Here is a 25,107-nt window from a genome sequence, read left to right as displayed (position 1 = left end):
GTTTCAGCAAACGTCACAGGGCGGGTTTACGATGAATCAGCAGAAGGCTTTCAATGCCCGGCTCGCGCGCATCGCGGCGCAGACGGGCCACACGAATTCCGCGCTTTTTATCGGGCTGGATCACTCTATGCCGGGGGCGGCCGCGGTGATCGGGCGTCTGCAGGAGAAGGCCTCGGGCAGACGCACGCTCGCGATTGTGCAGGTCGTCAGTGCGATCCTGTCGGGCGCGCTGGCCTGGCTCTGGGCGCATTGGGTGATCTTTCGTCTGACCGCAGATCTGTCGCCCGGGCTGCAGCTTGCGGCGGGGCTGCTGATCGGTCTCACCGCACTGGGGCTGGTGCGCGTCATTCCGGGCCTCAGCGGCTGGCGCAGCTTTGCGCTGCAACTGACGTCGATGATGCTCACGGCGGCGCTGTTGCACAATCTGGTGCAATATTGGCCCGAGGGCTTTTTGCTGGTTTTCGCGCCCGAATGGGTCTCGGCCATGATGGGCATTCCGCAGCCCGCGGTTCTGCCGGGCGCAACACTGCTTCTCTGATCCCGCAGCCACGTTCGGCTGCCAGACAACACCAGGGGCTCCGCTTTGCTGCGGCTGCCCCTTCTATCCGTTTCTCGAAAGGACCGTTCCATGCTGGAAATCCGTAACCTGCACGTCAAGCTCGAAGAAGAGGACAAGCAGATCCTGAAAGGGGTCGACCTCTCGATCAAAGCCGGCGAAGTGCATGCCATCATGGGCCCGAACGGCTCGGGCAAGTCGACGCTTTCTTATGTGCTTTCGGGCCGTGACGGCTATGAAGTGACCGAAGGCTCGGCCACGCTGGAAGGCGAAGAGCTGCTGGAGATGGAACCCGAAGAGCGCGCCGCTGCGGGCCTTTTCCTGGCGTTCCAATATCCGGTGGAAATCCCCGGCGTCGGCAATATGACCTTCCTGCGCACCGCGCTGAACGCACAGCGCAAGCTGCGCGGCGAAGACGAAATTTCCGCCGGTGACTTCCTGAAGCTCGTGCGCGAAAAGGCCAAAACCCTGAAGATCGACGCCGAGATGCTGAAGCGTCCGGTCAATGTCGGCTTCTCGGGTGGCGAGAAAAAGCGCAACGAGATCCTGCAGATGGCCATGCTTGAGCCGAAGATGTGTGTGCTCGATGAGACCGACTCGGGTCTTGACGTGGACGCCATGAAGCTGGTGGCGGAAGGCGTGAACGCGCTGCGTTCGGAAGGCCGGTCCTTCCTCGTGATCACCCACTACCAGCGCCTGCTGGACCACATCAAACCGGATGTCGTTCACATCATGGCAAATGGCCGCATCATCAAAACCGGTGGCCCGGAACTGGCGCTGGAAGTTGAAAACAACGGCTACGCCAACCTGCTGGCGGAGGAGAACTGATGTCGGCACTCCTGCAAGCCAAACAGGAGACCCTTGCCCTTCGCCTCGCCGCGCTTTCGCAGCCGGCGGGCGGCTCCTGGGTTTCCGCAGCCCGCGCCGATGCGCTGGCGCGTCTGCAGGCCATGGGTCTGCCGGGGCGTCGCGATGAATACTGGCGCTACACCGATCCGGCGGCCTTCAATGCGGTCACCCCGGCGGCAGTGACTCCGGCTGCGGCAGATGCCGTGGTGCCTTTCGAGGCGGTGGAGCGGGTGAAGCTTTACTTCGTCGACGGCGTCTTTGATGAAGCGCGTTCGGACAGCCTGGAGCTGGCGGGCGTTGAGCTTGTCCGTCTGGCGGATGCAGCTCAGGGCGAGAGCCACTGGGCGGCAGAGCTTTACGGCAAGCTGGAAGCCAATGGCCAGAAGCCGGTGGAGCGTCCCTTTGCGGCCCTCAACACCGCTTTTGCGGCTGATGGTCTGCTGATCCGCGTCACCGCGCAGGCAGAGCGTCCGCTTTCGCTGATCTATGAGCAAAGCTCTGAGACCTCGGATGCGGTGCTGCACCATGTGGTGAAGCTCGAAGCCGGTTCGGAACTGACGCTGCTGGAAAACGGGGTGGGCGCTGCGCGCTTCAACTCGGTTCTGGAAGTGGATGTCGCGGATGGCGCCACCTTCCACCATGTCCGCACCCAGGGGCGCGACAGCGACCGCCGCGCGATCACCCATATCTTCGCGCGTCTGGGCAGTGAATCGACCTTCAAGTCCTTCACCATGACCGCCAACGGCAATCTGACCCGCAACGAAGCGGTGCTGGATCTGACCGGCGATGACGCTTTTGCGCATATCGCCGGGGCCTGCGTCGGCGATGAGGGTGTCAAACACGACGACACCATCTTCATCATCCATGGTGCCGAGCGCTGCGAGAGCCGTCAGGTTTTCAAAAAGGTGCTGATGAACGGCGCTGTCGGCATTTTCCAGGGCAAAATCCTGGTGAAGCAGGGTGCGCAGAAGACCGATGGCTATCAGATCAGCCAGTCGCTTCTGCTCGATGGCGACAGCCAGTTCCTGGCAAAGCCCGAGCTTGAGATCTATGCCGATGACGTGAAATGCTCGCATGGATCGACCTCGGGGGCGATCGATGAGACCGCGCTTTACTACCTGCGCTCGCGCGGTGTGCCGAAGCGTCAGGCCGAAGCGCTGCTCGTGCTGGCCTTCCTTGCGGAAGCCATTGGCGAGATTGACGATGAGGTCCTCGGCGAAGAGATCCGTACCCGCCTTGAGTCCTGGCTGAACCGTCACACCAACGGTTAAAATCCTGCCACGGCCCGGGTGCAATCGCCCGGGCCGCGGTCTATAAGACGGGCTGATGGAACCATGGAGCTGCCCTATGTCGATGACCCGCCGCATTCTCAAAAGCTGGCGCGCCCCCCGAAGGGTGATGCGTGACCTGCTGGCTGCGGGACAACGCGAGGACCGCGCCTTTGCCATGCTCTTTTTCGCCTCGCTGCTGATCTTTATCGCACAGCTTCCCCGCCTGGCGCGTCAGGCGCATTTTGACCCCTCGGTGCCGCTGGATGCGCGGATTGGCGGGGCGATGATGGGGATTATGTTTCTCTTTCCGCTTTTCGCTTATCTTATTGCGGCTCTCTCGCATCTGATCGCGCGGATTTTTGGCGGGCGGGGCAGCTTTTACACCTCGCGGGTGGCGCTTTTCTGGTCGCTTCTGGCCACGGCGCCTTTGATGCTTTTGCAGGGACTTGTGGCCGGGTTTATCGGCCAGGGCCCGCAGGCCATGCTGCTCGGTGGCCTGATCGCCTTTGGATTTGCGTGGCAGTGGTGCAATGCGATCTCGGTCGCCGAAAGCGCCGATGCGGTCGTGGCCTGAAGCCGGAAAGAAGAACGATGAACAGCTCTGATCTGATTGCCCTTGCCCGTGAAGCCCTGACCGATCCGCGCCGCAATGGCGCGCGCATCGGCTCTCTCGCCCTGCCGGGCAACAGCCTGTGGGAAAGCCTGCTGCTGGTCTCGGTCCTGTCGGTACTTGGGATCTGGCTGGTGGCGCTGATCAGCCTTGGCGCTGCCGAGGGCGGGACCATGCTGCCCGCGCCTTTCGCGCTGCTGGGCCTGCAGCTGATTGCCATGCTGGCGCTGGCGCTGGCCGTGACGCTGCTGGGCCGTCTGGCGAAAGGGCAGGGCGATTTTGCCGGGGCTGTGCGCATTGTCACCTGGCTGCAGGGGCTGATGGTGGTGGTGCAATTCGCGCAGATCGTGCTGATGGTGGTGCTGCCGCCGCTGGCAGGCTTTGTCAGCCTTGCCGCGATTCTGGCCGCTGCCTGGGTGGCCACCGGTCTGGTGGCCGGGCTTCACGGCTTTAAGTCGCTGCCGCTGACCTTTCTGGGCATCATTGGCGGCGTCTTTGTGGTGGCCTTTGTGATGTCTTTCTTCTTCGCCATTCTCTTCCCGCTTCTCGCCTGAAAGGTTCGACCGGATGTATGACGTCAACCTGATCCGCCGCGACTTCCCCATTCTCTCGCGTGAGGTGAACGGCAAACCGCTGGTTTATCTCGACAATGGTGCCTCAGCGCAAAAGCCCCGGGTGGTGATAGATGCCGTCACCCGCGGCTATGCCGAGGATTATGCCAATGTCCACCGTGGCCTGCATTTTCTCTCGAATCTCTCGACCGAGAAATATGAGGCGGTGCGCGGCACCATTGCGCGTTTTCTGAACGCGCCCCATGAAGATGAGGTGATCTTCACCTCCGGCTCGACGGAAGGGATCAATCTTGTTTCCTACGCCTGGGCCGCACCGCGCCTTCAGGCCGGGGATGAGATCATTCTGTCGGTCATGGAGCATCACGCCAATATCGTGCCCTGGCATTTTCTGCGCGAGCGTCAGGGGGTGGTGCTGAAATGGGTGGAGATTGACGCCAATGGCGATCTGGACCCCCAGGCCGTTCTCGATGCGATCACGCCGAAGACGAAGCTGATCGCCATGACGCAGATGTCGAACGTCCTCGGCTCTGTGGTGGATATCGCTGCGATCTGCCGGGGTGCCAAAGAGAAGGGCGTTCCGGTCCTCGTCGATGGCTCGCAATCCGCCGTGCATATGCCGATCGATCTGAGCACGCTGGGGGCGGATTTCTTCGCCATCACCGGGCATAAGCTTTACGGCCCCTCGGGCTCGGGCGCGATCTGGATCTCGCGGGAGCGTCAGGCCGAGATGCGCCCCTTCCTTGGCGGCGGCGATATGATTCGCGAAGTGACCCGGGATGCGGTGACCTGGGCCGATCCGCCGATGAAATTTGAGGCCGGAACGCCCGGCATCGTGCAGCAGATCGGCTTTGGCGCGGCGCTGGATTATCTGATGGGCCTTGGCATGGAGAATGTCGCCGCCCATGAGCACCGGATCCGCGATTATGCCCGCGCAAAGCTGGGCGGGCTGAACTGGCTGAATGTGCAGGGCAATTCCGCGACCAAGGGCGCGATTTTCAGCTTCACGCTGGAAGGTGCGGCCCATGCGCATGATATTTCCACCGTGCTCGACAAGCGCGGGATCGCTGTGCGTGCGGGCACCCACTGCGCTATGCCGCTGATGGAGCATCTCGGCGTGGGCGCCACCTGCCGCGCCTCCTTCGGGCTTTATAACACCGAAGCCGAGGTTGATGCCCTCGTCTCAGCTCTTGAGCTTTGCCGCGATCTTTTCTCGTGATTCCAGAGTGATCGCGGTTGCACGCGTCGGTGCCTGCGGCTATAGACAACCTCAGGCACCCGTAGCTCAGCTGGATAGAGTACTGCCCTCCGAAGGCAGGGGTCACAGGTTCGAATCCTGTCGGGTGCGCCATTTCTCCGCTACATCAGATTTGTCATATGATCGGCTTTGACCGGTCCGTATGATGTCGTAACGCGCCCCCTCGGGGCGCGTCGGTCTGCGGGCTGTCGGCTCAGATCCGTTTCAGCACCAGCCAGGTCATGGCGCCCAAAGGGGGCATGGGGCGGCGTTCCACCAGTTGCAGGTCCGGATTGCTGAGCACGGTCTCGATGGGGAAATCCGCCTGCCAGCCCAGATGATCCTGCAAAACATGCATTCTTTTCTCGACGATCTTTAAAATTCCCTTCTCGGCGGCGAAGTGATTGCCGATCAGGATATGCCCGCCCCGCCGGCAGACCCGCGCCATCTCAGAGAGGGTTTTCACCGGGTCAGGCACCACCGAAAGAACATGCAATGCGGTGACAATGTCGAAGCTCTCATCGGCAAAGCGCATCTGCTGCGCGTCCATCTGCTCCAGCTGAACAGTCTTCAGGCCGAGGTCCGCGACCTTCTCTCTGGCTTTGTTCAGCATGTCCTGGGAGTAATCGATCCCCGTCACCCGCAGATGTGACGCATAGAGCGGCAGCGACAGGCCGGTGCCGACCCCAACCTCCAGCACCTCGCCGCCATGGGTATTTGCGAAACTCGTGGCCCTGGCACGACCGGGGGCAAAGACGCGCCCGAAGACCAGATCATAGACCGGAGCCCAGCGTTTGTAGGAGGTTGTCACAGCTTCAGAGCGCATAGTTCCGCCTTACCAGTTAATGCTGCCTTAAGGTGTAACGGGGATCTGCCATATTCCCAGAAGAAAATTGCGCGGCCACCGATCCGGCAGTCCGCCGCGCAAAGCAGCACTGGTATGCCGCGAAATAAAAAACGCGAGGGGACAGGCCCCCCGCGTTCGTAACTCTTCAGGAGATCTGCGCCTCAGCCCTCTCCGGAGCGATAGATCGGGACCGGCTCCTCCGGGCGGGGCGGGGCGACAGGGTGCTCCAGCAGTTCGCGCTGCCATTCACGCCAGACCGCGACCAGAATCGCCATCAGCACCGGACCGACAAAAAGCCCCACGATCCCCATGGTTTTCACCCCCCCCACAAGGCCGAAGAAGGTCGGAAGGAACGGCAGCCGCACCGGGCCACCGACCAGCACCGGACGGATGGTCTTATCGACGATGAACAATTCCACCGTGCCCCAGACAAAGAGCGCGATCCCCTCAACCGTTGAGCCGCTGGCGACCAGATAGACCGAGACCAGCGTGAAGGAGAGCGGCGCGCCGCCGGGGATCAGCGCCATAAAGCCGGTGATGACCGCAAAAGTGACCGGCGAAGGCACGCCCGCGACCCAATAGGCCACCCCGAGAATCACCCCCTCGCCGATGGCGATCAGCGTCATCCCGGTGACCGTGGCCGAGATCGTCGTCGGCACAATCCGTGACAGGCGCTGCCAGCGCCCTGGCAGAATGCGCGACCCCACGACGTCAATCTGTGCCACCAGCCGGTCGCCGTCGCGGTAGAACACGAACAGCGTGATCAGCAGAAAGACCAGGTTCAGCAGCAGATGCGCCGCGATAGAGCCGGTGGTCAGCGCCGCGCGGTAAATGGTGCCGATGTTCTCACCGCTGAGGAAATGCACGTGATCGGCAATCGCGCCAGGACGGCCGATGTGGTTGCGCCACTGCAGATCCAGCCATTCGCCGACCTGCGGCAGATCACTCATCCACATCGGGGGCGGTGCGCCGACGCTGTTGACGAGGATCCCCCAGGAGATCCAGCCCCGCAGCTCCCGAAAGGCATAGCTCAGCGCCATGATGATCGGGATCACAAGGAAGAGCACCAGAATGACGATCAGAACGGTGGCACCGATGGTGCGCCCCATCCCCATGCGGTCGATGCAGCGCTCACGGATCGGCCAGCTTGCCACGGCGATGATCGTTGCGGCCAGCACCGGGACCAGAAAGCCGTGGAAGAAATAGACCGCCGCCGCAAGGATTGCGAGAAGCAGCCACCTGGCGGCAGAGATATCGGTAAGCACCGGACGGGAACGCGGACGCGCGGGAATTGGTCGGGGAAGCGCGTTTGGGTCAGTCATCGGATCCTGAGGCCTTGTTTCCCCTCAGGCTAGCGCAGGCCTGCGTCAGGGTCCACTTTAAAGCAGGTCACATTTGTCGTGAGATGCGGTTTCCGCAGGGGAAGCGTCTTCATGCATCACATGAAAAAGGGCCGCTAAAGCGGCCCTTCCGTTCAGATTTCCCAAGGAGGGAGAGATCAGAGAAGCCCGGCGTGCTGCATGGCTGCACGGATTGTCTCTTTGGTGCCCTCGGTCAGGCCCACCAGCGGCAGGCGCACTTCTTCGGTGCAAAGGCCCAGAAGCGACATGGCATATTTCGCGCCGACAAGGCCCGGCTCGATGAAAATCGCCTCATGGAGCGGCATCAGGATGTCCTGATACTCCAGCGCTTTTGCGTAATCCCCGGCCAGCGTCGCCGCCTGGAACTCAGCGCAGAGGCGCGGTGCCACATTGGCCGTGACCGAGATGCAGCCAATGCCGCCATGGGCATTAAAGCCAAGCGCGGTCGCATCTTCGCCCGAAAGCTGGATGAACTCTTTGCCACAGGTGGCGCGCTGCTGGCTGACCCGCTCAATTTTGCCGGTGGCGTCTTTGACCCCGATGATGCGCGGCAGTTTTGCCAGCTCGCCCATGGTTTCCGGGGTCATATCCACGACCGAGCGACCGGGGATATTATAGATCACGATCGGCAGCTCTGCCGCATCATGCATCGCGGTGAAATGCGCGATCATGCCCGCCTGGGTCGGCTTGTTGTAATAGGGCGTCACGACCAGTGCGGCATCGGCACCGGCCTCTGCCGCTTTTTGCATCAGCCAGACACCCTCGCTGGTGCTGTTCGAGCCTGCGCCCGCAATCACCGGCACGCGGCCTGCGGCGGCTTTCACCACGGTGGCGATGACCTCAGCATGCTCTTCATGGCTCAGCGTCGGGCTTTCGCCGGTGGTGCCGACGGGCACGAGGCCGTTAGAGCCTTCCGCGATATGCCACTCGACGAGCTTCTTGAGCGCGTCATAATCCGGTTTGCCGTTCTTAAGCGGCGTTACCAGGGCAGGAAGTGACCCTTTGATCATGGCGCGCGTCTCCTCGCGAATAGGGCGTGACTCGCCCGTTGGTTTGAAATCTTCCTAACCGCCGCATGGCAGCTTGCAAAGGGGGTGCTGGCGGCTTTGTGTCTTGCTCTGACGGGCAGGGACGGGGCAAATAAATCATGATCCGTCCTTACCTGCTGCCCGCCTTCGCTTTCCTTCTCACGCCCCTGCCGGGACTGGCCACCGATGCGCTGCCGCTGCCGGTGCCGGAACTGGCCGCGCAGACGCGCGATCCGCTGGCCGAAGCGCTGGCGGCGGCGTCATTGCGCGACTGGGACGGCGCGAAGACCGCGGTGACCGAAGCCGGGCCGGTGGCCGCCGATGTCATCGAATGGATGCGGCTGCGCGCGGGCGAAGGCACGCTCACCGATTATGAGGCGTTTTTGCAGCGCCGCCCCGACTGGCCCGGCCTTGCGCTGCTGCGCAACAGGGCTGAGACCGCGGTTGCGCGCTCGATCACCCCCTCGCGGGTTCTGGCCTGGTTTGGCCCCCGCAGCCCCGCCAGCGTGGAGGGGCTTCTGGCCGCCGTGAAGGCGCATCGCGCCATGGGGCAGCAGGATCAGGCCACCGCCCTTCTGAGCGCCGCCTGGACGGAGATGCGCCTCAGCGCGCTTGACCAGCAGGCGGTTCTTGAGGCCGCAGGCCCCGCGCTGACGCCGCGCGATCATGAGGCGCGTCTCGATGCGCTGCTCTGGGACGGGCGCAACGGCGAGGCGCGGCAGATGCTGCCGCTGGTCAGTGAGGGCTGGCAAAAGCTCGCTGAGGCCCGCCTTGCGCTGCGCGAAGAGCGCGAGGGCGTGGACGGGCTGATCTCGGCGGTGCCTGCGGCGCTGGCCGCAGATCCCGGGCTTGCTTTTGCCCGTTTTGAGTGGCGGATGAAAAAATCCCGCACCGAGGGCGCCATAGAGATTTTGCGCGAGCGCAGCACGTCTTCAGAGACGCTCGGCCGCCCCGAAGCCTGGGCCCGCCGCCGCGCCGTCCTGGCCCGGGGTCTTTTGCGCGAGGGCAAGCCCCGCGAGGCCTATGCCCTGGCCGCGGCCCATCACCTCAACCGCAGCTCTGCTCAGGCGGATCTGGAGTTTTTGTCGGGCTTTATCGCGCTCAGGGCGATGAAAGATCCGAAGACGGCGCTGACGCATTTCCGCACTCTGGGCGAAAGCGTCTCGACCCCGATCTCGGTGGCGCGGGCGGAATACTGGCAGGCACGCGCCCATGAAGATCTGGGCCAGACGGAAGAGGCAAAGGCGGCGCTGACCCGGGCGGCGCGGCATCAGACGGCCTATTACGGCCTGCTGGCGGCGGAAAAGCTGGGGCTTCAGATGGAAGACACCCTGGTCAGCCCGCCACCGCTGGCCGACTGGAAGGGCGCACCCTTCCTTGCCTCTTCGGTGACGGAAGCGGCGCTTTTGCTTTATAATGCCAATGATCCCGCCAATGCCCGCCGCTTCCTTCTGCATCTGGCCGAAGAGCGCGAGGCGGCAGAGCTTGCCGCTCTCGGCACTTTCGCGCTGGAGAAGGGCGATCCCCATCTCGCGGTTCTTCTGGGCAAGCAGGCGGCGGCGCGGGGCATCATTCTGCCGGGGATTTATTTCCCCGATCCCGGCCTTTTGCCCAATGATCTGGCGGTTGAGCGCCCGCTGGCGCTGGCCATTGCGCGGCGCGAAAGTGAGTTTCGCGCCGATGCGGTCTCGCCTGCGGGGGCTTTGGGGCTGATGCAGCTGATGCCGGGCACGGCAAAGCTGATGGCGACGAAGCTCGGTCTGCCGGTGGATATCCCGGCGCTGACCCGCGATCCTGCCTATAACGCCAAACTCGGCTCGGCCTATCTTGCGCATCTGGCAGAGGAATTTGGCCCCTCCATCGCGCTGCGGGCGGCGGGATATAACGCCGGGCCAGGGCGTCCGCGCGCCTGGATCACCCAGTTCGGTGACCCGCGCCGCGCCGATGTCGATGTGATCGACTGGGTCGAACATGTCCCCTTTGAGGAGACCCGCACCTATATCATGCGGGTCACCGAGGGGCTGGCGATCTATCAGGCGCGGCTCACCCCCGGCGCGCCGCTTGCCATCACCAGCCTTCTGCGCGGCTGAGGCGGCTCAGCCGAACTGCTGGTTCAGCCGCCAGATCCCCCAGGCCAGCGGGATCGCGGCCAGACCGCCGATGATCCAGGCCTCGGGCTGATCGCCAAAGCTTTCAAAGGCCTGGGTATAGGCGTGGATCGCCCCAAAGGTCAGCGCGGTGTTGAAAAGCCCGCGGTGCAGCCCGCGGGCCGCGGCAATGGCACAGGCGGCCAGCACCAGCGCCCAGACCACGGCGAAAGCCTCATCGGATATATGGAGCGCCCGGGCCTCATAGGCGCGGCGCGCGGCCTCTGCCGCCGACCAGGAGAAGCCATCCGCACCGCGGTCATAGACCCGCCAGAGCGCGAAGGTATCGCCCACCACATCCCCAGACAGTGAGCCCACAAGGAAGCAGAGATTGGCCACGATGAAGGCCATGACGGCAAAGATCCCGGCGTGACGGGCATCGCGCTCGGGCCGCACCCGCGCAATCCAGAGCGCGAGGCCCGCGGCCAGTGCCATCTGCAGAATGCTCAGCGTGGGCTCGGGGGAATAAAAGACATAGACCGCGTGGAAATACTCGGTCCCCGTGTGCAGCACCTGCGCAAAGGGCAGAATGGCCAGAGCCGTAAGGACCCGCAGGTCCAGAAACCAGCCCGTCCACAGCAGGATCAGCGTGGCATAAAGCGAGAAGAGCATCGGGATCAGCCCGCCGCGCTCCTGCTCTACCAGGATGGCGCCAAGACCCGCCAGATGCAGCGCAAGGCCGATCAGCAGCAGAAAGCCGCCGAGAAAGGTCATCCGTTCGCTGCCCGCACGGTAGAGCAGCGCCGCAGGGCCCGCGATCAGCAGGCCCGCCGCTGCGGGCAAAAGCCCCGCCTCGGGCTGCGGGAAAGAGCGCAGCGCCTCAATAAAGCCGCCGCCGGTCAGCATGACCGCGCCGATCAGCGCCGCCGCATGACCAAACATCCGCCAGAGCGGCCCTGCGGCACCCAGAACCACCGCGCCGGCCAGCAGGAACAAAAAGCCCGCCAGCGCCACGCTGACCGGGTCCTGCAGCAGCGCCACAAAGCCCGCGGCCGCCGCCAGCACACCGCCGCACAGCAGCAGCCGGATCACCAGCGCCACCATGGCCGTCCGTGAACGCGCGCGCATCACGCCCGCCTGCGCCGGTGTGATTACGCCATCGGCCACCAGCCCGTTCAGATCCGCAAGCACTGCCATACCAGATATCCTTCACCCGTCTTTTCTCACAATCGCAGTCCTCACCGCTTCCTGCAAGGCAGGCTCACTGGACAGCGCCCCCCGCATCCCCTATTTCTGACAAGCCATGCAGAAACAACACGACCCCAACAGCAAACTCATCTCCGAGAACCGTCGCGCCCGCTTCGATTATTTTATCGAGAGCGAGCTGGAGGCCGGGATCATTCTCACCGGCTCAGAGGTGAAATCCCTGCGCACCGGGCAGTCGAATATCGCCGACAGCTATGCCTCGGTGGAAAACGGCGAGCTTTGGCTCATCAACAGCTATATCGCTGCGCTGAAGCAGGCGAACCGCTTTGACAGCCACGAAGAGCGCCGTCACCGCAAGCTTCTGGTCTCCAAACGCGAGTTGTCGCGTCTGTGGCAGTCGGTGGGCCGCGAGGGCATGACCCTGGTGCCGCTGAAGATGTATTTCAACGAGCGCGGCATGGTGAAAATCGCTCTGGGCGTCGCCAAGGGCAAGAAAAACGCCGACAAACGCGAGACGGAAGCCAAGCGCGACTGGGCACGGCAAAAGCAGCGCCTGCTGAAGCAGGGCTGAGCTTTGAGATGAAAAAGGCGCCCCCCGGGCGCCTTTGCTTTTTCGGGGAGATGGGCCTCTTAGCTCAGCCCGCCGTCAGGCCGAATATTGTGGCTTTAACCCTGTTCTGCGGATGCGCGCCGGGGCGGGTATTGCACCGCAGTCTGCGCGACAAAGATCTTAGTCCCTGAACACCCGCCCTCTCGGGGCTGAGGCCGTGCCGGAGACAATAAAGGCGCCCCGCGGGCGCCTTTATGTATGCTTTGATCGGCCCTGGCCCTGGATCAGCCCTTCACCACCTCAATGCGCAGCGTCTCGCCGGTGGCAATGATCTCAAGCAGGCGGTCGATATTGGGATGCGCGCCGGGGCGGGCTTTGGCATCGGCCGTATGCTCGGCAAAGACCTCAAGCCCGTGGGCTGCGGCCTCAGGGCTCAGTGCGCCAAAGGCGTTTTGCAGCCAGGCATAGACCGCAAGCGAGCCCTGTTTGCCGGGCTGGTTCTCAATCGAGGCTTTCAGCAGGCCTGCGCCATCGGTCAGATCAATGCGGGCAATGCCGGTGATCGCGGGCAGAAGGCTCAGGTTGTCTTTGAAGGAAGCGGTGGGCCGGATCATGCGCGGTCCTCTCAGGTAGAAGGCAAGGGGGCGGGCTGCCCCCTTTCAGATCAAAGGACAGCGGCAATGGCTGCGGCAAGCTTTGGCACGCTGTCGGTGTTCAGACCGGCAATATTGATGCGGCTGTCGCCGACCATATAGACACCGAAGTCCTGGCGCAGACGCTCGACCTGATCGGGGCTGAGGCCCAGGCGCGAGAACATGCCGCGGTGGCGGGCCACAAAATCAAAGCGGTCCGAATTGGTCAGACGGCGCAGCTCTGCCGCCAGTTGTTCGCGCAGGCCCAGCATCGACAGGCGGACCTCTTCCAGCTCGGCTTTCCAATCCGCGGTCAGGGCTTCAGAGGAGAGAATCGTCTGCACCAGACGTGCGCCGTGATCGGGCGGGAAGGAATAGTTCAGCCGGTTCAGCGCCGCGAGATTGGCCTGGACCACCGCTGTTTGCGTGCCTTCGGGCACCAGGGCCAGCAGAATGCCGACACGCTCGCGGTAGACACCGAAGTTCTTTGAGCACGACGCCGCGATCAGCAGTTCGGGCAGCGCTTTGGCAAGGGCGCGGACGCCATATGCATCGGCCTCAAGCCCGTCGCCAAAGCCCTGATAGGCGATATCGACCAGAACCGTGGCACCTTTGGCCTTCAGAAGGGCCACCACTTCGTCCCATTGCGCCGGGGTCAGGTTGGCTCCGGTCGGGTTGTGGCAGCAGCCATGCAGCAGCACGATGTCATCGGCGCTGATGGCCGAAAGATCGGCCTTCATGCCGTCAAAATCCACCTCACCCGAGGCTTCATCGAAATAGCGGTAGCTGGCGGGCTGAAGGCCCAGATCCTGGGCGATGGCCGGATGGTTCGGCCAGGTCGGATCCGACATCAGCACCCGCGCGCCCGGACGGGCCTTGCGGATCAGATCGCAGGCGATGCGCAAGGCACCCGTGCCGCCCGGGGTGGCGGCCGCGGCCACACGACCCGCAGGCACAGTATCCCCAAGGATCAGATCGCGCATCACGGCGTGAAAACCCGCATCCCCCGCCAGCGCGGTATAGGTCTTGGTGGTCTCAGCGGCCTGCAGCTCTGCCCCTGCGGCGCGCACCGCGCGCATCACCGGGGTCAGGCCGGTTGCGTCTTTATAGACGCCGACGCCGAGGTCGATTTTGCCCCCGCGCGGATCTTCGCGGTATTGCGCCATCAGGCGGATGATCTTGTCCTCAGCCTGAGGCTTCAGGGATTCCAGCATAGTCTCAGTCCTTTTCGACCGGCAGATCGTCATACATGCCCCATTCGGCCCAGGAGCCGTCATAGAGCGCATGGTTGCGGTGGCCCGCGCGTTCGAGCGCCAGCGACAGCACCGCCGCCGTGACACCCGATCCGCAGGAGGTGATCACCGGCTGCTCCGGCGTGACGCCAAGGTCCGCGAAGATGCCGCGCAGCGCCTCGGGGGCTTTCATCGTGCCATTGGCCTCCAGCACCTGTCCAAAGGGCAGGTTCTTTGACCCGGGAATATGACCCGAGCGCAGGCCGGGGCGCGGCTCTGCCTCAGCGCCCGAAAAGCGGCCCGGGGCGCGGGCATCAAGGATCACATGGGATTTCAGCTTCGAGGCCTGGGCCACCTGGGTGACATCTTTCACCAGACCGGCCTGGCGCTGCACCGTCATATGGCGGTCACGCATCACCGGGGGCAGATCTTCCAGCGCCCGGCCTTCGGCCTTCCACTTCGGCAGGCCGCCGTCGAGCACGGCCACATCGGTCTTGCCCATCAGCCGGAAGGTCCACCAGACCCGCGCGGCCGAAAAGAGCCCGTGGCCGTCATAAATCACTACCTGATGACCGTCACCGATGCCCATGGCGCGCAGGCGCGAGATGAATTTCTCGGGCGGCGGTGCCATATGCGGCAGCGCCGAGCGCGTCTCGGAGATCTCTTCGATATCAAAGAAACGCGCGCCGGGGATATGGCCGGCCTGATATTCGGCCTTCGCATCGCGGCCCATGGCGGGCAGATACCAGGAGGCATCAATCACCCGCAGGTCAGGGTCTTTCAGATGCGCGTCGAGCCAGGCGGTCGACACCAGCGTGCGGGGATCATCGGTCATAAGGCAGCCTCCCGGTCTTTCGCTCTTTCCTAGCCCCCGTCGCAGGACAGAGCAAGTCTGACAGGCAGTTCTGAAATCCAGGGCCCTTCTGCGGCTGCGCGGCCTTGCAGGGCGGGGGCCGCGCTGCCACCATGGACTTACAGGCCGCCCGTTCGCGGCACAGTGAGAGCGACAGAATGCAGAACCGATCCACCATCCCCGATCACATCGCGCGCCATCAGGAAGACCTGAAGGGTCTCGCTGACCGCGTCTGGGCCACGCCGGAGCTGCTTTACGGCGAATTCCGCTCCTGTGATGCCCATGTTGAGATGCTGGAGGCCAAGGGCTTTCGCGTCACCCGCGAGCTGGCGGGCCTTCCCACCGCCGTCATGGGCGAAGCGGGGGAGGGCGGCCCGGTCATCGCGATCCTTGGCGAATATGACGCCCTGCCGGGGCTGAGCCAGGAAGCCGGGCTGGATTACCACTCGGAAGTGGAGGGTGGCGGCAATGGCCATGGCTGCGGGCATAACCTTCTTGGGTCCGCCTCGCTGCTGGCGGCCTGCGCGCTGAAGGACTGGCTGGCGGCCACCGGCACGCCGGGTCGGGTGCGCTATTACGGCTGCCCCGCCGAAGAAGGCGGCGCGGCCAAGGCCTTCATGGTGCGCGACGGGGCCTTTGATGATGTGGATGCGGCAGTCACCTGGCATCCGGGCGGCATCACCCGGGTCGATGATCCGCTGGCGCTGGCCAATACGCGGATCGATTTCACCTTCACGGGCCGGTCGTCCCATGCGGCGGCGACCCCGCATCTCGGGCGCTCGGCACTCGATGCGGTGGAGCTGATGTCGGTGGGGGTGAACTATCTGCGCGAGCATATGGTGCAGGATGCCCGCATTCACTACGCCTATCTCGATGCCGGTGGCCGCGCGCCCAATGTGGTGCAGGCGAAAGCCACGGTGCGCTATTCGATCCGGGCGCTGAAACTGCCCGAGATGCTCTCGCTGGTTGAGCGGGTGAAAAAGGTGGCCGAAGGCGCCGCGCTGATGACGGAAACGAAGGTGGAGCCGAAGATCTTCTCAGCCGTCTCAAACCATCTTGAGAACCTGACGCTGGATAAAGCGATGCAGGCGGTGCTTGATGAGATCGGCGGCGTGCCCTTTGACGACACCGATCGCGTTTATGCCGCGCAGATCCGCGCCACGCTGTCTGAAAACGACATTGCGGCGGAATTTGCCGTGATCAACCAGGCCCCGGGCGCAGAGGTGCTTTGTGACTGGGTCGCCCCCTTCCGTCCGGGCGGCGAGCAGATGCTCGGCTCTACGGATGTGGGGGATGTGACCTGGAAGGTGCCGACCACGGAGGTGCTGGTCGCCACCGCCGCCATCGGCACGCCGCTGCATTCCTGGCAGATGACGGCCCAGGGCAAATCGCCCGGTGCGCATAAGGGCATGATCCATGCCGCCACCGCTATGGCGCGTCTGGGCGAAAAGCTGATCTCGGATCCGGCGCTTCTGGCTGAGGCAAAGCGCGAGCATGCGGGCCGGCTGGCCCGCAGCCCCTTTGTCAGCCCGATCCCGCCGGAGGTGCAGGCCCCGATCCTGACCCGCGAAGAGGCGCTGGGCTGAGGACATAAAGACCCCCCGCGGCAACCCGATCGCCTGCGGGCGGTTGATGCTGCGGGGGCTGCCCCTGAAATGTGAGAGGCTTGAATGTCAGAATTTATTGTCATCGGTTTTGAGACCGTCACCGAAGCGGATGAGACGCTCGCGCGGCTGAAACGGCTTCAGCGCGAATATCTGATCGACCTTGAGGATGCTGTGATCGCCACCCGCAGCCCGGAGGGCGCGGTGGATCTGAAGCAAAGCGTCAATCTGGTGGGGATGGGCGCGGCCTCCTCGGGGGTCTCGGGGGCGATGTTTGGCACGCTGATCGGGCTTTTGTTCCTCAATCCGCTGGCGGGCATGGCGATTGGCGGCGCCATCGGGGCGGGCACCGGGGCGCTGGCCGGATCGCTGGCGGATTATGGCATCAATGATGATCTGATCCGCGAGATCGCGGGCACGCTGACGCCGGGCAGCTCGGCGCTGTTTCTGCTGGTGCGCAAGGCGCAGCCTGAGAAGGTCATGGCGGAATTTCCGCACAGCAAAGGCCGTATTATCCGCAGCTCGCTCTCGCCCGAGGCAGAAGAGAAGCTGCGCGAGGCCATTGCCGGTCTGAACGCCGCCTGAGGCGATATGAAAAGACCGCCCCGGGGGGCGGTCTTTTCTTTATTCCGTCAGCACCTGATGGCAGGCGGCGGGCAGATCCGCCATGGTATAGTCGCGCGGGCCGCGCGGGCGGGGCTGCGGCGGCGGCTTCGGCCCGGTCTGTTTGGGCGGGTTCAGGTACTCCGTCACCCACCAGTTCAGCGTCTCATCGCAGCCATTGCCGCCCTTGGAGAGTTCCTGCACCGTCGGCGTCTGGGTCTGGCACGAACTGCCCGAGCCCGCCGGGCATTTCAGCCGCACGTGGAAATGGGTGTCATGGCCCGCCACGGGGCGGATCTTCTGCAGCCAGCGGGTGTCTGAGCTGCGCGCCGAGCGGCACATCTCAATCTTCACTGCGGCTGCCACGAAAATCCGGTCCACCCGGTCATCAGAGGCGGCGGCCCGCAACAGCGCGTGGTGGCCGGCCGTCCAGTTCCGGGTCACGCTGCGCTGATTGGCGCTGCGCACCGGGATCGAGGAGATCTTTTCGCGCTCCCCGCGCGACAGGTTCAGCCGCTGCGGCGGCAGCATCCAGATATCGGCATCCAGCCCGATCTGATGGCTGGCATGGCCCGAGATCATCGGCCCGCCACGCGGCTGGCTGATATCGCCGATATAAAGCCCGCGCCAGCCGATCTGCTGCGCGGCGACTGAGAGCTCCTGCAAAAAGCGGATCGTCTCGGGATGGCCCCAGTTGCGGTTGCGCGAGAGCCGCATCGCCTGCCAGGAGGGGCCGGTTTCCGGCAGCGCCACCAGTCCCGCCGCGCAGCCTTTGGCATAGGACCCGATCGGAGCCGGACGGTGCGGGCTGGGGCTGCTTTTGGCCCCGAACAACTGGTTGGCCTTTTGCTGGGCATGGGCAGCGCCCGGCAGCATCAGCGCCGCGATCAGCGCAAATCTCAGAAACATCAATGGTTACCTCCCTCGGGACGCACCCAGACTAGCAGCACAAGCCCGATCAGAAAAAGCCCGATCAGCGGAAGAATGCCAAGCTGCTGGCTGCCGGTCAGCTGCGTGGTGACCGCAATGCTCAGCGGCGCCATCCAGGCCATGGCCTTGCCGGTCAGCGCATAAAGGCCGAAGTCCTCGGTCATGCGGTGGGGATGGGCCTGACGCACCATCATCGTGCGGCTTGCTGATTGCAGCACCCCGCCACCCGCGCCGATCAGGCAGCCGACGACGTAAAAGGCGATATCGGGCAACAGACTCTCGGGTCCGACGGGCAGGCCGAAGACTTCCGTGCGTGAGATGAAGACCACCGCGATGCAGACCAGAAGCATCAGAAAGACCGAAGCAGCAATGACGGGCTTCGGCCCGAACCGGCTGTCGAGCCGCCCGCCCCACCAGGCGAAAATCGCCCCGGTGATCGCCGCCAGAATGCCAAAAATGCCCACATTGGTCACCGACCAGCCCAGCACCCCCGACGCATAGATGCCGCCGAAGGTATACATCCCGTTCAGCGCATCGCGGTAAAAGGTCGAGGAGACCAGATAAGCCATCAGGCTGCGGTTCGCGGGCAGGGCGCGGATATGGGCAAGGGTGTCGGGAAAGGCGCGGCGCGTGGCGCTCAGGATGCCCATGCCCGGGCGGCGCGGCTCGCGCACCCAGAGAAAGAAGGGCACCATAAAGACGGCAAACCAGATCGCAGTGAAGGGGCCGACAAAGCGCGTCCCCTCACGCGTGTCGCCATCCAGCCCGAAGAGCGGCGCAAGCCCGATCAGCGTGGTGCCGTCGCTGCCTTCGGCGAAGAACAGCAGCATGATCGCCAGCGCAATCACGCCCCCCACATAGCCAAAGGCCCAGCCCGAGCCGGAGATCCGCCCAAGCTCTTCGCGCGGGGCCAGATCGGGCATCATGGCATTGGTGAAGGTCGTGGCAAATTCCATCCCGATGAGGCCCACCGAAAAGGAGAACATTACCCACCAGATGTTGAAATTCTGCGGCGAGGACCACCAGAGCCCCCAGGCCCCCAGCACGTAAAGCAGCGAAAAGAGGACAATAAATCCCATCCGCCGCCCCGTTTTATCCGCAATCGCGCCGAGGATCGGCGACAGGATCGCAATGGCCAGCCCCGCAAGGCCCACGCCATAGCCCCAGATCGCCTGGGCGGCCGAGCCATCCCCGATCAACGAGACCACATAGGGCCCGAAGATGAAGGTCAGCAGAAGCGTGTTATAGGGCTGGCTGGCAAAATCAAAGAAATACCAGCCCCGGATGCGCTTCTGCGTTGGTGACATAAGATGGCTCCGGCCAGGAGGAGGGGGAGGGCGCAACAGGCGCCCTGAAGGCTCAGATCACTCGTGACAAAACCGGGGTGCGATCACGCAGCCGCCTGGGGGCGGCTTTCGGTCAGGATCGCATAAATCGTGGCAGGCGCCTGATTGGCCCGCAGTTTGGCGCAGACCTGCTGGTCGCGCATGGTGCGCGAGATCAGCGCAAGCGCCTTCAGATGCTCAACGCCGCTGTCTTTGGGCGCAAACAGCGTGAAGATCAGATCGACCGGCTGGCGGTCAACACTGTCGAAGTCCATCGGCTTTTCCAGCCGGAAGAACAGCCCGACAATGCGGTCCAGTCCTTCGAGGCGGGCATGGGGCAGCGCAATGCCGTGGCCCACACCGGTCGGGCCAAGGCTTTCGCGCTCCTGCAGGCCATCGATTGCAACTGCAGCCGGCAGGCCATAGGCCGAGGCTGCGACTTCACCAAGCTCCTGAAACAGGCGCTTTTTGCTGGTCATTGAACCCAGAACGCGCACGGCTTCGGGTTTGAGGATTTTCGAGATGTCCATGTCCATCCGTAAAGCAGGAAGAGCGCGTGCCCGAAAAGAGGTCCGGGCGCGCGCGGCTGGCCGCTATTTGCTATTGCGGGGATCAATCCAGCCAATATTGCCGTCTTCACGGCGATAGACCACGTTCACCCCGCCATGTCCTTCGTTGCGGAACACCAGAAGCTTCTGGGCCGACAGTTCAAGCTGCATGACCGCTTCACCAACGGAAATCTCGGGAACCCGGGTTTCCATTTCAGCGATGACGACGGGCTGCAGCGAGTCGTCTTCCGAATCCTCCGTCTCTTCGGTAGCCGCCAGGATATACGCCTGGCCCGTACCGAATTCAACAGGGCGTGACCGGCGGCCATAATGGTCGCGCAGGCGACGCTTATGGCGGCGCAGCTGTTTGTCCAGGCGCTCGCGGCAGGCCTCAAAGGCGGGGTAAATCTCAGTTGCCTTGCCGCTGGCCGTTGCTGTCAGGCCGGTTGAGAGATGGAGGGTCGCTTCGCAGACCATCTCATGGGCCTTGCGTGAGAATGTAACAACGGCTTCGGTCGGGCGTTGGGCGTATTTCTCAACCGTCTCATTGAGCTCAGACTTAACGTGTGTCTGCAGAGCGTCGCCGATGTCGAGCTGCCGTCCGCTGATCTGATACCGCATGATGCCTCCTTCGCTACGGAATTGCCGCACCCGTCCCGACATGCGGGCTGGTTTGCCGGCGCTTTATGGCCGTGCGGGAAACACACGGCGCGGGTCGGGCTTCTCTCCGGGCCTGGCTGCGGGGGTGCCGCAGGGCTGACGACCGGATGAAACTGAGAAGCTCGGGTCATACGCATCCCCCCGATTGGGCAACGCGCCGTGGCATAAGTCAACTGCCCTCTCCGTCATCGGCGGAGCTTTTCCGATGAAGGAGGGGCCACATTGGCGTGATCGGCAATCAATTAAAAACCCGCCCTTTTCAGGGCGGGGGAATTGCTGCGCGGCAGCATGAGTTAACTGACGCGGAAGCCCTGGCCCAGATAGACGCGGCGGACGTTTTCGTCCTGGACCACCTCTTCGGCGGTGCCGCTCATCAGCACTTTTCCGTCGTGCAGAATATAAGCGCGGTCAACGATCTCAAGGGTTTCGCGGACGTTGTGATCGGTGATCAGCACGCCGATGCCACGGTCTTTCAGATCATGCACAAGGCCGCGGATATCCCCGACCGAAATCGGATCGACCCCGGCAAAGGGCTCATCAAGCAGCACATAGCGCGGAGAGGCCGCAAGGCAGCGCGCAATCTCAACCCGGCGGCGCTCGCCGCCCGACAGCGCCAGAGCCGGGGCTTCGCGCAGATGCGTGATCGAGAATTCGCTCAGCAGTTCTTCCAGCCGCTCGCGCCGCGCATGGCGGTCGGGGACGGCGATTTCGAGAACCGCCTTGATGTTGTCCTCAACCGAGAGGCCGCGAAAGATCGAGACCTCCTGCGGCAGATAGCCCAGACCCAGACGTGCGCGGCGATACATCGGCAGGCCGGTCACATCGTGATCATCCATCCGCACTTCGCCCGCATCGGGCTGGATCAGCCCCGCCACGCAGTAAAAGCTGGTGGTCTTGCCCGAGCCATTGGGGCCCAGAAGCGCCACAACTTCGCCCCGGCCCAGATCGATGTTCACATCGCGCAGCACCGGGCGTTTGCGGTAGCTTTTGGCCAGACCGCGGATCGACAGACCACCCTGGGGGCGCGGCTGACCGGGTGTCGCGGCCATCAGTTCCCCGCTTTCGGTTCAGTGTTAAAGAGGGTTTTCACCCGACCTTCCATCCGGCCGGTTCCGGCGCGCAGATCGGCGACCATGCGCTCTCCGGAGATCGTGCTGGGCCCCTGGGTCAGCAGCACATTGCCCGACATCACCAGACCGCCCGTCGCCACATCATAGCGCGCCTCCCGCGCCTCAGCCGCATCGGCTGCGGTGACGATGGTGACGCCGCCCTGGGCGTGGATCTCTTTGATCTGCTGGCCCTCGGTGCCGTAGATCACCTCGACGCGCGGCGCGGTCAGGCGCATGTCGCCCTGGATCACCAGAACATCGCCCTCCAGGATGGCGCGGCCCGCATCGCGGTCAATGCTCAGGGTCTCTGAGGTGACCTCCACCGGGGCGCCGGGGTCCTGTTTCAGCCCGCTGAAGCCCAGGGCGGTGCCCTGCGCAAAGGCGGCTCCGCTCAGACCGAGGAAAAGGGCAAGGATCAGACCTGTGCGGCGAAGGGGATACATCAATGCCATCTCACGGTGCGGAGGGGGGGGCGGAAGGGGAAGACGCGGGTTGCGGCTGGTATAGCAGCCGGACGCCGCCTTTGAAAACCACAACCTCACCGCCATTGGCCCCCGATCGGGTGATCTGCATCGAGCCCGCCTGCAAGGTCGTGCCGGGGGCCTCGGCATGGATCTCGCCGGGGGCGGTGATGGCGCTGCGGTCCAGCTTCACATCGAGCTTTTCGGTGGTCATGTGGTAGCCACCGGCGGTCGTCAGATTGACGGCCGTTTCCAGCGTCAGCGCGCGCGAGGTGGGCTCAATCCGGGCGGTCTGCGAGACGGCGCGGGTCTCGGTGCCATTGGGCGAGATCAGCCGCAGGACGGGATCTGCCGCATGGGCGCCGGTCCCGGCTCCGGGCCAGGCGCGGGCGGCGGTAAAGAGCAGCTCATCGCCCTGTTCGGTCACCCCGGCATATTCGGGCGCGGTCAGCCGCGGGTCGCGCAGCAGCTCTTCAATATCCACCGTGGCCCAGGGCAGCGCATCCTCAGGATCCAGCGTGCGCGCCAGCAGAAAGACCGTCGACAAAAGCGCAAGCGCCGTCAGCGGCAGGCCCACTTTCAGCAGGCTGACCAGTCGGGAATGGGCTTTATCGCGCTTGCGCAAACTGCGGGCTCCGGTGTTGCAGATCAGTGCTGGAAGATATCGGCGGTATTGTCCCAGCCCATCAGGTCAAGCTCGGCCCGGATCGGCAGAAAGTCAAACAAACGCTGCGCGAGCACGCCGCGCTCTTCGCGCAGCAGCCGCTCTTCAAGGGCGGCTTTCAGCCGGTGCAGGTAAAGCACATCCGAGGCCGCATAGCTCATCTGCGCTTCGGTCAGCACAGGTGCGCCCCAGTCCGAGGTCTGCTGCTGCTTGGAGATATCAACGCCCACCATCTCGGTCAGCAGATATTTCAGCCCGTGGCGGTCGGTATAGGTCCGCACCAGCCGCGAGGCGATTTTGGTGCACCAGACATTGACGCAAAGCGTGCCAAAGGTCTGTTTCAGCATGGCAATGTCAAAGCGGCCATAGTGAAAGAGCTTGGTGACCTCCGGGTTCGCCAGCAGCGCCTGCAGGCGCGGGGCGGTGGTCTGGCCGCGGGCGATCTGCACCAGATGCGCCGAGCCGTCGCCGGAAGACAGCTGCACAAGGCAAAGCCGGTCGCGGCGCGGATCAAGCCCCAGGGTCTCGGTGTCGATCGCGACGACGGGGCCCAGATCCAGGCCTTCGGGGAGGTCATTGTGATACAGATGAAGGGTCACGCTGGCGCTCCGGCTGGCATCGGGGGAAGAGACTTTTCGCATAACCCCGTGGGGGCAGGGGGTCAACGCGCCCTGTGGCGCTGCGGGTCCCTGGGCGGCTGCATCGGCAAGCCGCCGCGCGGCAGGGGTTTTGCGGCCGGTGATTTTACGCATGGGGTTCTCCGCGAATAATCAGGGTGACACCCTCGCGGGCAAAGCGGTCTTCAAGAGCGGCCAGGGCCTCGCGGGCGGTGACATCCCACAGCCGCGCGGCACTCAGATCAAGCGTGACCGGGGCCTGGTGATCGCTCTCGCGGATCTGTGCAAAGAGATCGGGCGCTGAGGCGAAAAAAAGCGGACCCGTGAGGCGGTAAAGATCGCCCTCGCGCTGCAGCTGCGCTGAGCGGGCAAGGGTGGCGGTGAAAAAGACCGCGCTCGCCAGCACGCCACAAAGCACGCCAAGCGAGAGGTTATGGGTGGCAAGGGTCACCGCAACGGTGATCAGCATCACCACCGCAGAGAGCCGCGGCATGAGATGCAGCCGCCGCAGCGCGCCCCAGTCGAAGGTATCAACCGAGACCAGGATCATAATCGCCACCAGAGCCGCGACCGGCACCGCCGCAATCACATCGCGCATGGCCACCATCAGCAGCAGCAAAAGCCCGCCCGCCGCCAGGGTCGAAAGCCGCCCCCGCCCGCCATATTTCACATTCGAGACCGTCTGCCCGATCATCCCGCAACCCGCGATCCCGCCAAAAAGGCTTGCGGCGATATTGGCCAGACCGAGGCCACGGGCCTCTGCGTCAGGATTTGAAGCGGTATTGGTCAGATCATCGACCACCCGCGCCGTCATCAGCGATTCCAAAAGGCCCACCATGGCAATCGCCAGCGCGGGCAGGAAAATGATCTTCAGCAGATCAAAGCTGAGGCTGACCTGCGGCAGCGCAAAGACCGGAAGCCCCGAGGGCAGGGCCCCCAGATCCGCGACCCGCGCCACCGGAAGGCCCGCCACCTCCGCAAGGATCGTCAGCACCACCACGCAGATCAGCGGCGCAGGCACGGTGGTGGTCACCCGCGGCATCACCAGGATGATCGCAAGACCAAAGGCAATCAGCGCCCAGCCGAGCAGTCCGGCGCTCAGGATATGGGGAAGCTGCGCGGCAAAGATCAGCACCGCCAGCGCATTCACAAAGCCCGTCCGCACCGGATTGGAGACAAAGCGCATCAGACTGCTGAGCCGCCCGAAGCCAAAGGCCAGCTGAAACACCCCCGCCAGCAGACCTGCGGCAAAGAGATACTCAAGGCCATGCTCTTTCACCAGCGGCGCCACGACCAGCGCGACCGAGCCTGCCGCCGCCGAGATCATCGCCGGGCGGCCGCCAAAGACGGCGATGACCAGCGAAATGATGAATGAAGCATAAAGCCCGGTTGCCGGATCAATGCCTGCGGTGAAGGAAAAAGCGATGACTTCCGGGATCAGGGCAAAGGTTGCCACCGCCCCGGCAAGGATCTCGCGCAGAGGATTGGCCTGCCACTGGCGCAGATAGGCATGTAGAACGGGCATCAGGGAGCCTGGATCGGAAGGGTCCGGCGGATCAGCGGCCGGAAGAGCCACCCGGGCTCGCACCGGGTCCTTGCGGATGGGGTCTGATAACGGCAGAGCCGCGCCGCGCCAATGGCTGATGCGGTCGCAGAGATCAGGAAAAGCCTATGAAAAAACCGCCCGAGGGGCGGTTT

Annotated in this window: 26 protein-coding genes, 1 tRNA gene and 1 other annotated feature; of the genes, 11 read left to right on the top strand and 16 right to left on the bottom strand. The window is 63.9% G+C overall.

The annotated features are described in order from the left end of the window. The first annotated feature begins 31 nt into the window (after positions 1-31). The 7 genes from EG244_RS12620 to EG244_RS12590 all read left to right on the top strand — a co-directional run bounded on the left by EG244_RS12620 (position 32) and on the right by EG244_RS12590 (position 5,206). Positions 32-538: a hypothetical protein gene (locus EG244_RS12620; RefSeq protein ID WP_124965351.1), complete on the top strand. Its 507-nt coding sequence runs from the start codon at positions 32-34 to the stop codon at positions 536-538. Between the two features lie 90 nt (positions 539-628). Beyond that, the gene (gene sufC, locus EG244_RS12615) at positions 629-1,384 is read left to right on the top strand and encodes a Fe-S cluster assembly ATPase SufC (RefSeq protein WP_124965350.1); all 756 of its coding nucleotides are present in this window, start codon (positions 629-631) and stop codon (positions 1,382-1,384) included. Then, the gene (gene sufD / locus EG244_RS12610; protein WP_124965349.1) at positions 1,384-2,676 is read left to right on the top strand and encodes a Fe-S cluster assembly protein SufD; all 1,293 of its coding nucleotides are present in this window, start codon (positions 1,384-1,386) and stop codon (positions 2,674-2,676) included. The genes sufC and sufD overlap by 1 nt, the downstream gene beginning before the upstream one ends. 76 nt (positions 2,677-2,752) lie before the next feature. Next, the gene (locus EG244_RS12605; RefSeq protein WP_124965348.1) at positions 2,753-3,250 is read left to right on the top strand and encodes a YIP1 family protein; all 498 of its coding nucleotides are present in this window, start codon (positions 2,753-2,755) and stop codon (positions 3,248-3,250) included. Between the two features lie 17 nt (positions 3,251-3,267). Further along, the gene (locus EG244_RS12600) at positions 3,268-3,840 is read left to right on the top strand and encodes a YIP1 family protein (protein WP_124965347.1); all 573 of its coding nucleotides are present in this window, start codon (positions 3,268-3,270) and stop codon (positions 3,838-3,840) included. Between the two features lie 13 nt (positions 3,841-3,853). Beyond that, a complete protein-coding gene (locus tag EG244_RS12595; protein ID WP_124965346.1) occupies positions 3,854-5,074 on the top strand; it encodes a cysteine desulfurase in 1,221 nt (406 codons plus the stop codon). Positions 5,075-5,129: 55 nt separating this feature from the next. Next, positions 5,130-5,206, top strand: a tRNA-Arg gene (locus tag EG244_RS12590). Between the two features lie 100 nt (positions 5,207-5,306). Here EG244_RS12590 and EG244_RS12585 read toward each other — a convergent pair. The 3 genes from EG244_RS12585 to dapA form a co-directional block, all read right to left on the bottom strand. Further along, the gene (locus EG244_RS12585) at positions 5,307-5,918 is read right to left on the bottom strand and encodes a class I SAM-dependent methyltransferase (RefSeq protein ID WP_124965345.1); all 612 of its coding nucleotides are present in this window, start codon (positions 5,916-5,918) and stop codon (positions 5,307-5,309) included. 182 nt (positions 5,919-6,100) lie between these two features. Then, entirely contained in the window at positions 6,101-7,261 is a 1,161-nt protein-coding gene (locus tag EG244_RS12580; protein ID WP_124965344.1) for an AI-2E family transporter, read from the bottom strand. A 176-nt stretch (positions 7,262-7,437) separates the two neighbouring features. Beyond that, entirely contained in the window at positions 7,438-8,310 is an 873-nt protein-coding gene (dapA, locus tag EG244_RS12575; protein ID WP_124965343.1) for a 4-hydroxy-tetrahydrodipicolinate synthase, read from the bottom strand. Between the two features lie 137 nt (positions 8,311-8,447). Here dapA and EG244_RS12570 point away from each other — a divergent pair, with 137 nt between their 5' ends. Continuing rightward, on the top strand, positions 8,448-10,418 hold the full coding sequence (locus EG244_RS12570) for a lytic transglycosylase domain-containing protein (protein ID WP_124965342.1): 1,971 nt from the start codon (positions 8,448-8,450) through the stop codon (positions 10,416-10,418). Positions 10,419-10,424: 6 nt separating this feature from the next. Here EG244_RS12570 and EG244_RS12565 read toward each other — a convergent pair whose 3' ends face one another. Continuing rightward, complete coding sequence (locus EG244_RS12565; RefSeq protein ID WP_124965341.1) at positions 10,425-11,612, bottom strand: hypothetical protein; 1,188 nt, start codon at positions 11,610-11,612, stop codon at positions 10,425-10,427. A gap of 106 nt (positions 11,613-11,718) precedes the next feature. Between EG244_RS12565 and smpB the strand changes: the two genes are divergently transcribed. Further along, a complete protein-coding gene (gene smpB / locus EG244_RS12560) occupies positions 11,719-12,192 on the top strand; it encodes an SsrA-binding protein SmpB (RefSeq protein ID WP_124965340.1) in 474 nt (157 codons plus the stop codon). 263 nt (positions 12,193-12,455) lie between these two features. On the opposite strand, the gene EG244_RS12555 is transcribed toward smpB, so the two are convergent. The 3 genes from EG244_RS12555 to sseA are packed head-to-tail and all read right to left on the bottom strand — an operon-like array spanning position 12,456 to position 14,870. After that, the gene (locus tag EG244_RS12555; RefSeq protein WP_124965339.1) at positions 12,456-12,785 is read right to left on the bottom strand and encodes a DUF2322 family protein; all 330 of its coding nucleotides are present in this window, start codon (positions 12,783-12,785) and stop codon (positions 12,456-12,458) included. A gap of 50 nt (positions 12,786-12,835) precedes the next feature. Then, positions 12,836-14,017 (bottom strand): amino acid aminotransferase, encoded by a 1,182-nt coding sequence (locus EG244_RS12550; RefSeq protein ID WP_124965338.1) that lies wholly within the window; start codon positions 14,015-14,017, stop codon positions 12,836-12,838. A gap of 4 nt (positions 14,018-14,021) precedes the next feature. Continuing rightward, complete coding sequence (sseA, locus tag EG244_RS12545) at positions 14,022-14,870, bottom strand: 3-mercaptopyruvate sulfurtransferase (RefSeq protein WP_124965337.1); 849 nt, start codon at positions 14,868-14,870, stop codon at positions 14,022-14,024. A gap of 176 nt (positions 14,871-15,046) precedes the next feature. On the opposite strand from sseA, the gene EG244_RS12540 reads away from it, so the two are divergent. Beyond that, positions 15,047-16,474 (top strand): amidohydrolase, encoded by a 1,428-nt coding sequence (locus EG244_RS12540; RefSeq protein ID WP_124965336.1) that lies wholly within the window; start codon positions 15,047-15,049, stop codon positions 16,472-16,474. Between the two features lie 84 nt (positions 16,475-16,558). Continuing rightward, positions 16,559-17,077: a DUF1269 domain-containing protein gene (locus EG244_RS12535; protein WP_124965335.1), complete on the top strand. Its 519-nt coding sequence runs from the start codon at positions 16,559-16,561 to the stop codon at positions 17,075-17,077. 39 nt (positions 17,078-17,116) lie between these two features. Here the strand turns inward: EG244_RS12535 and mepA are convergent, their stop codons facing one another. From mepA to EG244_RS12490, 9 genes are all read right to left on the bottom strand, one after another. Continuing rightward, positions 17,117-18,004: a penicillin-insensitive murein endopeptidase gene (gene mepA / locus EG244_RS12530; RefSeq protein WP_124965334.1), complete on the bottom strand. Its 888-nt coding sequence runs from the start codon at positions 18,002-18,004 to the stop codon at positions 17,117-17,119. Beyond that, a complete protein-coding gene (locus EG244_RS12525; protein ID WP_124965333.1) occupies positions 18,004-19,332 on the bottom strand; it encodes an MFS transporter in 1,329 nt (442 codons plus the stop codon). Before EG244_RS12525 ends, mepA begins: the two co-directional genes overlap by 1 nt. Before the next feature lie 83 nt (positions 19,333-19,415). Beyond that, positions 19,416-19,880 carry a PTS sugar transporter subunit IIA gene (locus tag EG244_RS12520; protein ID WP_124965332.1) on the bottom strand — a complete coding sequence of 155 codons (465 nt, stop codon included), beginning with the start codon at positions 19,878-19,880 and terminating at the stop codon, positions 19,416-19,418. Positions 19,881-19,943: 63 nt separating this feature from the next. Beyond that, positions 19,944-20,519 (bottom strand): ribosome hibernation-promoting factor, HPF/YfiA family, encoded by a 576-nt coding sequence (hpf, locus tag EG244_RS12515; RefSeq protein ID WP_124965331.1) that lies wholly within the window; start codon positions 20,517-20,519, stop codon positions 19,944-19,946. A gap of 332 nt (positions 20,520-20,851) precedes the next feature. Beyond that, positions 20,852-21,607, bottom strand: coding sequence for an LPS export ABC transporter ATP-binding protein (lptB, locus tag EG244_RS12510; RefSeq protein WP_124965330.1), 756 nt, complete (start codon positions 21,605-21,607; stop codon positions 20,852-20,854). Then, complete coding sequence (locus EG244_RS12505) at positions 21,607-22,110, bottom strand: LptA/OstA family protein (RefSeq protein WP_233589003.1); 504 nt, start codon at positions 22,108-22,110, stop codon at positions 21,607-21,609. Before EG244_RS12505 ends, lptB begins: the two co-directional genes overlap by 1 nt. Positions 22,111-22,120: 10 nt before the next feature. After that, positions 22,121-22,753 carry an LPS export ABC transporter periplasmic protein LptC gene (gene lptC / locus EG244_RS12500; RefSeq protein ID WP_158617300.1) on the bottom strand — a complete coding sequence of 211 codons (633 nt, stop codon included), beginning with the start codon at positions 22,751-22,753 and terminating at the stop codon, positions 22,121-22,123. 23 nt (positions 22,754-22,776) lie between these two features. Beyond that, positions 22,777-23,391 carry a ribonuclease D gene (locus tag EG244_RS12495; protein ID WP_124965327.1) on the bottom strand — a complete coding sequence of 205 codons (615 nt, stop codon included), beginning with the start codon at positions 23,389-23,391 and terminating at the stop codon, positions 22,777-22,779. 145 nt (positions 23,392-23,536) lie between these two features. Next, positions 23,537-24,934, bottom strand: coding sequence for a SulP family inorganic anion transporter (locus tag EG244_RS12490; RefSeq protein WP_124965326.1), 1,398 nt, complete (start codon positions 24,932-24,934; stop codon positions 23,537-23,539). Between the two features lie 17 nt (positions 24,935-24,951). Beyond that, positions 24,952-25,007, bottom strand: a sequence feature (sul1 is cis-regulatory element that is thought to sense ions involved in sulfur or methionine metabolism; They are found in Alphaproteobacteria). Positions 25,008-25,107 lie beyond the last annotated feature (100 nt).

The organism is Falsigemmobacter faecalis (assembly GCF_003863335.1).
Taxonomy (GTDB): domain Bacteria; phylum Pseudomonadota; class Alphaproteobacteria; order Rhodobacterales; family Rhodobacteraceae; genus Wagnerdoeblera; species Wagnerdoeblera faecalis.
This window is presented reverse-complemented; position numbering and strand designations above follow the sequence as displayed.

Bases quoted from the DNA above. Each gene is read 5' to 3' on its own strand.
- EG244_RS12620 (WP_124965351.1), top strand. From the start codon at position 32: ATGAATCAGCAGAAGGCTTTCAATGCCCGGCTCGCGCGCATCGCGGCG.
- sufC (WP_124965350.1), top strand. From the start codon at position 629: ATGCTGGAAATCCGTAACCTGCACGTCAAGCTCGAAGAAGAGGACAAG.
- sufD (WP_124965349.1), top strand. From the start codon at position 1,384: ATGTCGGCACTCCTGCAAGCCAAACAGGAGACCCTTGCCCTTCGCCTC.
- EG244_RS12605 (WP_124965348.1), top strand. From the start codon at position 2,753: ATGTCGATGACCCGCCGCATTCTCAAAAGCTGGCGCGCCCCCCGAAGG.
- EG244_RS12600 (WP_124965347.1), top strand. From the start codon at position 3,268: ATGAACAGCTCTGATCTGATTGCCCTTGCCCGTGAAGCCCTGACCGAT.
- EG244_RS12595 (WP_124965346.1), top strand. From the start codon at position 3,854: ATGTATGACGTCAACCTGATCCGCCGCGACTTCCCCATTCTCTCGCGT.
- EG244_RS12585 (WP_124965345.1), bottom strand. From the start codon at position 5,918: ATGCGCTCTGAAGCTGTGACAACCTCCTACAAACGCTGGGCTCCGGTC.
- EG244_RS12580 (WP_124965344.1), bottom strand. From the start codon at position 7,261: ATGACTGACCCAAACGCGCTTCCCCGACCAATTCCCGCGCGTCCGCGT.
- dapA (WP_124965343.1), bottom strand. From the start codon at position 8,310: ATGATCAAAGGGTCACTTCCTGCCCTGGTAACGCCGCTTAAGAACGGC.
- EG244_RS12570 (WP_124965342.1), top strand. From the start codon at position 8,448: ATGATCCGTCCTTACCTGCTGCCCGCCTTCGCTTTCCTTCTCACGCCC.
- EG244_RS12565 (WP_124965341.1), bottom strand. From the start codon at position 11,612: ATGGCAGTGCTTGCGGATCTGAACGGGCTGGTGGCCGATGGCGTAATC.
- smpB (WP_124965340.1), top strand. From the start codon at position 11,719: ATGCAGAAACAACACGACCCCAACAGCAAACTCATCTCCGAGAACCGT.
- EG244_RS12555 (WP_124965339.1), bottom strand. From the start codon at position 12,785: ATGATCCGGCCCACCGCTTCCTTCAAAGACAACCTGAGCCTTCTGCCC.
- EG244_RS12550 (WP_124965338.1), bottom strand. From the start codon at position 14,017: ATGCTGGAATCCCTGAAGCCTCAGGCTGAGGACAAGATCATCCGCCTG.
- sseA (WP_124965337.1), bottom strand. From the start codon at position 14,870: ATGACCGATGATCCCCGCACGCTGGTGTCGACCGCCTGGCTCGACGCG.
- EG244_RS12540 (WP_124965336.1), top strand. From the start codon at position 15,047: ATGCAGAACCGATCCACCATCCCCGATCACATCGCGCGCCATCAGGAA.
- EG244_RS12535 (WP_124965335.1), top strand. From the start codon at position 16,559: ATGTCAGAATTTATTGTCATCGGTTTTGAGACCGTCACCGAAGCGGAT.
- mepA (WP_124965334.1), bottom strand. From the start codon at position 18,004: ATGTTTCTGAGATTTGCGCTGATCGCGGCGCTGATGCTGCCGGGCGCT.
- EG244_RS12525 (WP_124965333.1), bottom strand. From the start codon at position 19,332: ATGTCACCAACGCAGAAGCGCATCCGGGGCTGGTATTTCTTTGATTTT.
- EG244_RS12520 (WP_124965332.1), bottom strand. From the start codon at position 19,880: ATGGACATCTCGAAAATCCTCAAACCCGAAGCCGTGCGCGTTCTGGGT.
- hpf (WP_124965331.1), bottom strand. From the start codon at position 20,519: ATGCGGTATCAGATCAGCGGACGGCAGCTCGACATCGGCGACGCTCTG.
- lptB (WP_124965330.1), bottom strand. From the start codon at position 21,607: ATGGCCGCGACACCCGGTCAGCCGCGCCCCCAGGGTGGTCTGTCGATC.
- EG244_RS12505 (WP_233589003.1), bottom strand. From the start codon at position 22,110: ATGTATCCCCTTCGCCGCACAGGTCTGATCCTTGCCCTTTTCCTCGGT.
- EG244_RS12490 (WP_124965326.1), bottom strand. From the start codon at position 24,934: ATGCCCGTTCTACATGCCTATCTGCGCCAGTGGCAGGCCAATCCTCTG.